Below are 10670 nucleotides of genomic sequence, written 5' to 3'. Positions count from 1 at the left end.
AGTTGGGACCACGTCAGCCCTTTATTTCTTAGCTCATAGAGATTTAATTTATCTTCGTAGCTCAATTTCATAAAAAAGCACCCCATTCGTTAGATTATCTGTCTAACTTTTGGGGTGCGGTTCAAATCCATCTGGAATCTTGGTCTTTTTTAGGTGTTGTCATTATAGACGTGGATAAGTTTAGAGCGGATTGAAAAGATAAGGATTGATTTTTGAGAGTGTTAGCTAGGGGCATTTACAGGAAAACATCCTCCTTTTATCATGATAAGATTTTATTATTTTTTGTGTAAACGCTTGATTTTGAAATTAGTTTTTGTTAATATTGTATTTGTAAACGTTTGCGACTCACGTCGTGTTTTTAAACAAATTATTTTATCAAAGGAGGTTGCTATCACGTATGAAACGAGATAGAAAAGATTATCTGAATCGGCTTTATCATTATTCCATCCGTAAGACGAGCCTGGGTGTTGGCTCTGTTGTGGTTGGTCTATTTTTGTCTGGGGTGTTGCCACAAGAAACAGTTTTAGCGGAAACACCTGTTTCACCAGTCGCTGGTCAGACGGATAAGCAAGAAGACGAACAATCTGTAGCAAATGAAGCGCCTGTTAAACCGCTTGTCGAGGAAGGTAAATCGTCCGAAGTAGCAGAACAAGGCTTGTCGAGCTCGTCAGATGCAGAAAAAGTGACTTCAGAAGCACCTGCTGAGGACTTGTCTCGTGTTACAGTTTCCTCAAGCCCTGCTGTTGCTAATGTGGCCACTCGCTCTGCTGAACCATCTAGCGACAAGCCATCCGAAACGATTACCCAGACAGAATCACCTGAGGAATGGCATAAGGTCAATCATTACAACGACACGGATAAAGTGGTGAATTTTGATAAGGATTGGAAATTCAATCTGGGAGATAGTGCAGCAGCTTCTAGCAAGAGCTTTGACGATTCGAGCTGGAAAAAGCTAGATTTGCCACATGATTTTAGCTTAACCCAGGACTACACCCCATCTGGTGAGGCTGAAAGTGGCTACAAGCCTGGCGGTATCGGCTGGTACCGCAAGTCCTTTACCATTGGAGAAGAGGCGGCTAAGGGTCGTGTTAACCTGCAATTTGACGGGGCTTATATGGAGACGGAAGTTTTCATCAACGGCACGTCCTTAGGAACACACACTTACGGCTATAGCCCATTTAGTTTTGATTTGACGGAACATTTGAAAAAAGATGAGGAAAATGTTCTGGCAGTCAAAGTGACCAACCCAATCCCAAGTTCTCGTTGGTATTCAGGTTCAGGGATTTACCGGTCTGTGCATTTGGAATTTGCTCCGTCAGTCCATTTGGCGGAGTATGGGGTGGTGGTTCGGACACCTGATTTGGAAACAACACATGACCAAGCTAGCGGTAGTCGCGTCACTATTGGCACTAGTGTTATTAACCAAGGCAATGAGACTGCTCAGATTAGCGTTAAGCATACCTTGTTCGAGCGTCAGGGTGATGGGTCACTAGGCACGACAGTTGCGGAAACCCAAACGACATCTCCTCAAACGGTAGCAGCAGGTGCTCGCTCGGCTATTGACAATAGCCTAACGGTCATTAAGCCAAAACTCTGGTCGGTCGACAATCCTCATCTCTATGTGCTTCGGACGGAGGTGTTAAAGGACGGTCAGGTGATTCAGTCAAGGGATCAAGAGACAGGTTTCCGTTATACCGCTTTTGATAAGGATACGGGCTTCAAACTCAATGGGCAAAACCTGAAATTGCAAGGGGTATCCATGCACCATGACCAGGGTGGTCTAGGGGCGCGTGCTTATTACGATGCCATCGAACGCCAGTTCACTATTCTCAAGGATATGGGCGTTAATGCGGTTCGTGTGACCCACAACCCTGCTTCTCGTGCCATGAAAGACATCGCTAACCGCAAGGGAATGCTCTTGATTGATGAAGCATTTGATACGTGGGAACATGCTAAAAATGGGAACACAAACGACTATGCTCGTTTCTTCAATCGTCAGATTGGTACTAGCGTAAGAAACTTAAATGGTGTGACCTCTCCTGAACAAACTTGGGCAGAGTACCACATCAAGCAAATGGTCAAAAGCGGGATTAACGACCCATCCATCATCATGTGGTCAACGGGTAATGAGGTCATGGAGGGCTTTTCTGCCAACACCTCTAATTATCCACAGGTGATTGCTAAACTCTTTAGCTGGGTAGAAGAAATAGATCCAACCCGTCCAGCCACATTGGGAGATAATAAGCTCAAAAACCTTAACCAGACATCTATTGCGATGGCTAATGCCTTGACTAATAAGTCAGGAACAAAAGGCATTGTTGGCTATAACTATGCTAATGGTGCTCAGTATGACCAAGGTCATCGTGACCATCCAGACTGGATTATTTACGGTTCTGAGACAGCTTCGGCTATTAACAGCCGTGGTGTTTATAATGTCAAAGGCAATGAGCGTCGCTCGGATCGTCAGTTGACTTCATATGATCAAAGTAAGGTTGGATGGGGACATGTCGCCAGTGAGGCTTGGTATGATACCATTAAACGAGACTTTGTCGCAGGGGAGTTTGTCTGGACAGGCTTTGACTATCTTGGTGAACCAACACCGTGGAATGGTGTATCTTCAGGTTCTGTCGGTGCTTGGGGAGCACCTAAGAGTTCTTACTTTGGTATCGTTGATACGGCTGGTCTGCCGAAAGACTCTTACTATTTCTACCGTAGCCAATGGCAAAAAGGGGACACGACATTGCATGTCTTGCCAGCTTGGGAAGAATCTGTCGTTAAGAAAGATGCCAATAATAATGTTGAGGTAGTCGTTTACTCCAATGCAGATAAGGTTAAACTAATTCACATTGATCCAGATGGTCGGGAAACCGATCTTGGCACCAAGGAATTGACGACCGAACGGACAGCTGCGGGCTACACTTATAAGATTTATAAAGGGGCAGATAAGCAACGCGAGGAACATCGAAACCTTTATTTGACTTGGCAGGTAGCCTATCGTCCAGGAACCATCAAAGCGATCGCCTATGACAGTCAAAATAGAGAAATAACTCGAACTATTGGTAACAAAGAGGTTAAGACCTTTACGGCAGCGACTCAGCTTACTAGCCAAATCACCAAGAAAGATGAACGCGTAGATAGCCATGATTTAGCCTATGTAGAAATTGATGTTAAAGACGCTTCTGGTAATCTTGTTGTTAATGCTACTAACCGTGTCACAGTGACTGTTGAAGGACCTGCTGAGTTGGTTGCGATGGATAACGGAAATCCTGTTGATCACCAGTCCTACCAAGATGATAACCGTCAAGCCTTCGGTGGTAAGGTAGTTGCTATCTTGAAGATGACTGGTAAGACAGGTGATGTTCGTGTCACAGCTAGTGCAGATGGTCTGACCTCTAGCACCCAGACGTTCCATGTTACTGCTAAAGAACATCAGGCATCTGAGAATGTAGACAGCTATAAATTGTCTAAGACCATCTATATCAAGAAAGGGGCAGCGTTAACCTTACCAGATAAGGCAATGGTGCGCTATCAAGATGGTCGAGAAGTAGAGAAGCATTTAACCTTTAATTCGTCAGATATTGCAGAGAAACTGTCTAGCGGTCGTAATTTTACTGCTGTTGGTCAAGTAGAGGGACTGCCATCTGTTGTAGAAGTTATTGTCTCCATCATTGATCAAGTTGCTGTCATGAAAAATGTTAGCACAGCTGTTGAGCTGGGCGGTGTTCCACAGTTACCGGATGCTGTTCAAGCTTACTTAGCAGATGGTAGCCTATTATCATCTACTTTCCCAGTAACTTGGCATCTTCCAGAGGAGGAACAATTTAATCAAGAAGGTATCGTCTATGTCGAAGGACTAGCTAATGTACTCGGAGAAGAGCGACGGGTCTATGCTAGTGTTCGTGTAGGCACTAAAACGATAGCAATTGATCAAAATGTTGCTCCCGTAGCTGCTAGCTTGACCCAAGATATTAACGGTTCAGATACCTTGGAAGCTATTCGTGATCGCCAGTTGACTGTATCAGCGAATATGAATGGTGGTCCTAACCCAACCATCTGGTCAAACTATGCAGCTGCTCAAGCTGGTCAGAAGACCGCTACCTTGACATTTGTTTATGACACAGCACAAAATATCTCAGAAGTAGTGGCCTACTATCATCGCGATAGAACCTCTCTTCGTCCACCTAAAACGGTTAATTTTGCTTGGAGCCGTGGTGTGGGAGAGGAAGTTCAAGCGATTGCTGCAACAGCAACATCACCAGAAACAGTTAACGGTTTAACTAAGATTACTTATCGATTGGAACGACCAGTCCCAGCAGTAGAATTTAAGATAACTGTTGAAAACGCCGATGAGACTATTGGAAGTCGCAAGTCTTCAGTGGGTATCGCAGAGTTGGAAATTTACACAGCTCTTGAACAATTTAATCTTCACAGTGATGCTAGTATCAATGAAATTCATTTAGGGGATCAAGTTCATACAGGTAATCGTATCCGAACAGAGATGCGTTTACCGGATACTGGGGATTTCTTTGCCCGTCATACTAGCAATAACCCAGCAGTGACGGTTCTGCCCATTAGTGAAACAGAACTTAGAATTTTTACCGAGTCAGAAGATAAGACGCGCTCAGCTGTTTATACGGTGCATTTGATTCCAGAAAGCCCACGGACACCTGAGGATAAGCGCTATGTGCCTCGTAGTGAGGTCACTCTGACAGCTGGATCTGTTGAAAACCGGGCATCCGAAGCAGTCACTAATGCCAATGACTTTGACTTTAGCACGCATTGGCATTCAGCGTGGGGTGCTGGAACAGACATTTCCAATCTTTGGTTAGTCGGAGATACTGGAAAAATCAGATATCTGGACGGTCTGGCTTACTTGCAACGTCAAGATGGTGCTTCAAATGGTAAGGTTAGCAACTATGAAGTTTATGTAAGTACAGACAACCAAACATGGGAAAGTGTTGCGACTGGCACATTTAGCAATACCAACGACTGGCAAGAAGTTAGCTTTGCACCAAAACAAGCACGTTACGTTAAGCTTCAAGCTGTTAATACGCTTGGAGACCGTCCAAATCGCTTTATGGCAGTCAGTGAATTCCGTGTGAGAGAAGTGACTGACCCAGAAGCTAAGATTGCCTTAACAGATGGTCATGTGAGCTTGTCTCATCAGTCCGTCACCCATACTGGACAAGTCTTGACCCCTCAAGCAGTGGTGACAGTAGCTGGTCAGGTTCTGGTGGAAAACACCAATTATCGCCTGACTTACGCCGATAATATCGGTCAGGCTAATCGCCAAACGCAAGGTACGGTGACTGTGACAGGTCTAGGGCGCTATGAGGGAATCGTGACCAAGTCCTTCACCATCTTGCCGAGTCAAGTGAGTGAGGTTGTGACAGATGGGACAGAAGAATTGCCAGATAGCTGGACAGCACCGACAACAGTGGATGTGACAGCAGCCTTGACAGATCCTGCTTACCTGACCAAGACCTATACGGTCTTCCCAACGCCGCAACAGGTGACTTATGGTGATGGCTTAATGCGTCTTGATGGCGCTGTTAATCTGGTCATTGGCAGTGGCGTTGACATTTACACCCGCAACCGTCTCAAAGAGACCTTGCAAGCCAATAACATCTCTTACAGCACCAGCCAAGCAGCGGTGGACAGTGCCACCAACATCTTCTTGGGCATTCATGGTCAGGAAACTGCAGCAAGTCGCCATCAGGCAGGCTCTGCTATTTCCCCAGAGCTTTACAACAAGATTGACGCCCACAGTCTGGTGATCAAGGGCAATAGTATCTCCGTTGTTGGTAAGGACACCGATGCGGTCTTCCATGGTCTGACAACCCTCAAGCACATGCTCAAGGATAGTGAGAAGCCTGTGCTCCGCTATGTAACGGTTCAGGATTATGCAGATATCAAGAACCGTGGCTTCATCGAGGGTTATTACGGTAATCCATGGTCAAATGCTGACCGTGCCGAACTGATGCGCTACGGTGGCGACCTCAAGCTGACCCAATACTTCTTTGCACCTAAGGATGACCCTTACCATAACAGTCGTTGGCGCGAACTCTACCCTGAGGAAAAATTAGCTGAGATTAAAGAACTGGCTCGTGCTGGTAACCAAAGCAAGACCCGCTATGTGTGGACCTTGCACCCATTCATGCATAACCGTGTTCGCTTTGATAATGATAGCGTTTATCAAGAAGATTTGACGGTTATCAAGTCTAAGTTTACCCAGCTCATGGATGTTGGAGTGCGTGAGTTTGGCATTTTAGCAGACGATGCGCCACGACCAGCAGGTGGTTATGACAGTTACAATCGCCTCATGCGTGACTTGACAGATTGGCTGACCGAGAAACAAGCAACCTATAACGGTCTTCGTAAGGAGATGGTCTTTGTTCCTCATGAGTATTGGGGTAATGGTCGTGAAGCAGAGCTTCGCTCTCTCAATGCCAATCTGCCTGAGACCAGTGCTCTGACGTTGACAGGTGGTCGTATCTGGGGTGAAGTGTCTAGCGCCTTCCTGAACAACCTCAAGACCAATCTGGAGGCTGGGGGTAGTGCTTATCGTCCTGTGCAACTTTGGATTAACTGGCCGACAACAGATAACTCCAAGCAACACTTGATTTTGGGCGGTGGCGAGAAATTTTTGCACCCATCTATTGACCCTAGTCTAATTGCCGGCATCATGCTCAATCCGATGCAGCAGTCTGAACCATCTAAGATTGCTCTCTTCAATGCAGCTGAGTACACCTGGAAAGTCTGGGGTTCAGAAAGTCAAGCCAAATCTGTCAATGATGTTGCCTTTAACTTTGCAGAAACAGGTACCTTTAAGGATAGCGAGACATCTCGTGCCTTCCGTGAACTCGGTAAGCACATGATTAACCAGAACATGGACAGCCGTGTGGTGAAATTAGAAGAATCTGTTGAGCTGGCTCCGAAACTGACAGCCTTCATCAACAAGCTCAAAGCAGGGGATGATGTGACTGCTGAACGTTCTGAACTCCGTCAGGAATTTGCCAAGCTAAAAACAGCAGCCGAAGTCTACAAGACGTCTGGTCATGAGCGGATGAAAGACCAAATCAGTCACTGGTTGGATAACACCATTGATCAGATGACTGCTCTGGATAGCCTGCTGACTGCTACCGAGCACCTGAATGGTGACAAAGCGACCCTGTGGGATAATTACAAGGCAGGTCTGGATCGTTACAATCAGTCTAAGACCCATACGTTCTGGTATGTGAATCACTATGAGGCGGCTGAGCTGGGTGTCCAACACATCCGTCCATTTATCCTCAATCTCTTTGAACATGTGGCAGGTCAGATTGAACAGGCCTTGGACCCTAGTGTCATTCAGACTAGCCTCATCACCAACCGTAACCTCGCTCAAGGTGATTTGAGCAAGTTGACAGACGGTGACTTGACCACTCAAGTGCTTAGTCAGAGTCCAAACCGTATTGCTGTTGGTGATTATGTTGGATTAGCCTTCAATCGTCCGATTGAGCTGACCAGTCTTGGCTTTGCTATGGGGGCAACCAGCAATCTACGAGATACCTTTGCGGCAGCTGATGTTCAATACCTCAACGAGCAAGATACCTGGGTGAAACTGGATAGTCCTGCCTATGTCGGCAATGAAAACCAACTGACCTTTACAGATTTGGCGATTAAGGCCAAGGCGGTCCGTATCATTGCAACAGCACCGAAAGAAAACACTTGGTTGGGTGTGCGTGAGATTGCTATCAACCGTCCATTGGAACAAGGGCAACGTAGCAATCAGCTGACAGGTACCATTACCACCAGCAGTAACCTCATTTACAAATACAGCACCAGTCAAGATCAAGCACTAGACAACAACCCTGCCACAGAAGCCATGTTTGCAAACAGCAACGGTCAGGACAATACCCCTGCTGATAGCTGGGTACAGCTTAATCTCGAACAAGCCACGCCGCTATCTAAGGTGATCATTGTCCAAGGCACGGGCGACAAGATTGGTCGCGGTGTCGTGGAATATAGCCCAGACGGTCAAACTTGGCATAGATTGGCGGATGTTGATGGTGATACGACCATTAACATTCCGACAGCTGTCACAGCCAAGGCCGTTCGGATTAAGAATGCTCAAGCCATGAATAAATGGTGGCGGATTGCCGAGTTCAAACTGGAGAGTAACGAAGGCGTAGCCGATTACACAGAGACCTCTGTTGCTGAACTTGCAGACGCACGAACAGTTCTTGGTCAGGACAGTTATCGCCTAGCTCTGCCGGCTGACGCTACACTGAAACCGTCTGATTATATCGGCTTGAAGTTGGCTAGATTGCATCAGCTGGAAAGTATCGCTCTGACAGGAGCAAGCAACGATCAACTCAGTCTCCTCTATTCACCAAATGGTGTCGAATGGTATCGAAATGACCAGATTAACAGACAAGATTTGGTTCGGTATGTTCGTCTTATCAACGAAACAAGTAGCAATCAGTCTATCACGGCACAAGCCTTGGTGGTTAAGACCAAGGAAATCTTGCCAGACAGCTTGACGTCAACTACTATGGGCATTCACTCTACCTACGGTTCCTCTGATGTGCGTAACCGCAACAATCTCGCGGAGCTCTTTGATGGCAAACTCAATAATTTTGTAGAGTTTTCTGACTACCCACGTTCAGGTGGCAATATCGTTCTGACCCTAGGTAGTGAGCGTCCGGTACGCAAAATTCGTGCCTATATCCAAGATGGCACTCAGAATTACTTGCGCGACGGTAAGATTCAGATTAGCCCAGATGGTCAAACCTGGACAGATGTCGTGACTGTTGGTGATGGTCAGGAAAACCCACGTCGGGATGATTCTCTGACAGATGGTTGGACTCACGATAGCACACAACCAGGTAATCGCTATATCGAGGGTAGTCTGACGACTCCAGTTACTGCCAAGTACTTGCGGGTTCTCTTCACTGCAGATTACACCCACCGCTTTGTTGGCTTTACTGAACTGGTGATTAACGACGGCGAATTTGTCAAGACTGTTAATGACCCAACCGTTGTCACAAGTGGCGCAGAAACTCAAGACTCCTTGGCAACGCATGTTGTTGACGGACGCCTCCTGACTAGCTATCGCACCCAAGGTCAAGCTGGGGAACTCACTTATCACTTGTCTGAAAACACCCATCATAACCATGTGACAATCTTGTTAACACTCGCTGATGGTCAGGTGGTTACCGTTAAGGCTCGTGTGGTTGAGGAAATAGCAGAGCAGCATGACCGTGATGTGGTAAGCAAGTGGATTGTCCTTGGACAGCTGGACAGTAGCTTCAAAACGCTGATTGTCCCAGAAGGTGTCAAACATTTGCTGGACATCAAGCTAGAACATAGTGACCAAGCCTTTGAAGTTTATGAATTGGCAACCTACTATGAGGAAGTCGACCAGTCAACTCAAGCGCCAGATGATGAAACGCCAGAAACAGACAAAGACCAAGGCAACTCAGATTCAGGCAATCCGTCAGGTGATGCAGGTCAAAATCCAGGCACACCAGGCGATTCAACTGATTCAAACACAACCCCAGGTGGTGATCAGGCTAATGGTGATAGCCAAGACAGCTCAGATTCTGATAGTCCGTCAGGCGATGCAGGTCAAGATTCAGGCGCAACCGACGATTCAGCTGGTACCACCCCAGCCCCGGGCGATGACCAGAATAATGGTGGCAGCCAAGGTGATAACGCCGATAACGACTCAGGTGATAACACCGATACTAACCAAGGCGACAACACAACTACCCCTGATACCATACAACCACCGCGTCAAATTACTGACGTCAACCCTCAAACTGACTCAGGTATCATCGCAGAGGTTCAAACAGCGGATGCCAAGGTGGCAGGCTTGAGAGTGGTCTTCCACAAAGAAACCAACAACCCTGAAACACCAGTCATCCTCAAAGGTACCGACTACGACCTCTTTGACATCGAGCTGGTCGACAAGGATGGTAATGTCATCAAACCAGCTGCTCCGGTTGACGTTTACCTGCCGATTGATGACGGTAAAGACGTCGCTCAAGTGGTTTACCTACCAAATAGTGACCAGAGCCAAAGCCTGTCATTCACAACAGTGACTCGTGATGGCAAGCGCTATGCTAAGTTCACCGCAGAGCACTTCAGTGAGTATGGTATTGTTTATGAGCCACAATCAACACCGGTTCCGCCAACGTCAGATTCAACACCAAATCCTGTTCCGACCCCAGGAACCCCTGGTCAAGGTGCCGACACTTCAAATCCTGGTAACCCAGGCATTGATCAAGGTGGCAACACACCAGACACTGGTAATACACCAAATAAACCTGTGGACAAGGCTAAGTTGGCGACTGATTTGCTTAAAGCAATTGATGCATCCAACTTGACTGATGAGCAAAAAGGCGATTTGGCTGTCAAGGTGGCCTTCGCAGAAACTGAAGCTGAACTCGAAGCCATCAAGGCAGAAGTTGCTAAGCTTGTTAAAGCAACAAGCCAATCATCAGCTCCTGTAGCTTCAGCACTAGCCTCAGCGACAGTAGGTAAGAAGGGACTCCCTGCAACAGGCGATGTTCACACAGCTCTAGCTGCTGTCGGCGCAACAGCCCTCTTATCAGCCCTAGGCTTAGCCGGACTGAGAAGACGAGCTAGGTAAGTTAATAAAAACTAGATTGGTCATGAACCAG

General features: G+C 46.8%; 1 protein-coding gene. It reads left to right on the top strand.

The features are described from left to right. The first annotated feature begins 397 nt into the window (after positions 1 to 397). Positions 398 to 10639, top strand: coding sequence for a beta-N-acetylglucosaminidase domain-containing protein (locus ACERC5_RS07285; protein ID WP_373660513.1), 10242 nt, complete (start codon positions 398 to 400; stop codon positions 10637 to 10639). The last annotated feature ends 31 nt before the right edge of the window (positions 10640 to 10670 follow it).

The sequence above is a fragment of the Streptococcus sp. E24BD genome (assembly GCF_041807825.1).
In the GTDB taxonomy this organism is placed as follows: Bacteria; Bacillota; Bacilli; order Lactobacillales; family Streptococcaceae; genus Streptococcus; species Streptococcus entericus.
The sequence above is the reverse complement of the archived record's forward strand: the minus strand, read 5'-3'. Positions and strand labels throughout refer to the sequence as shown.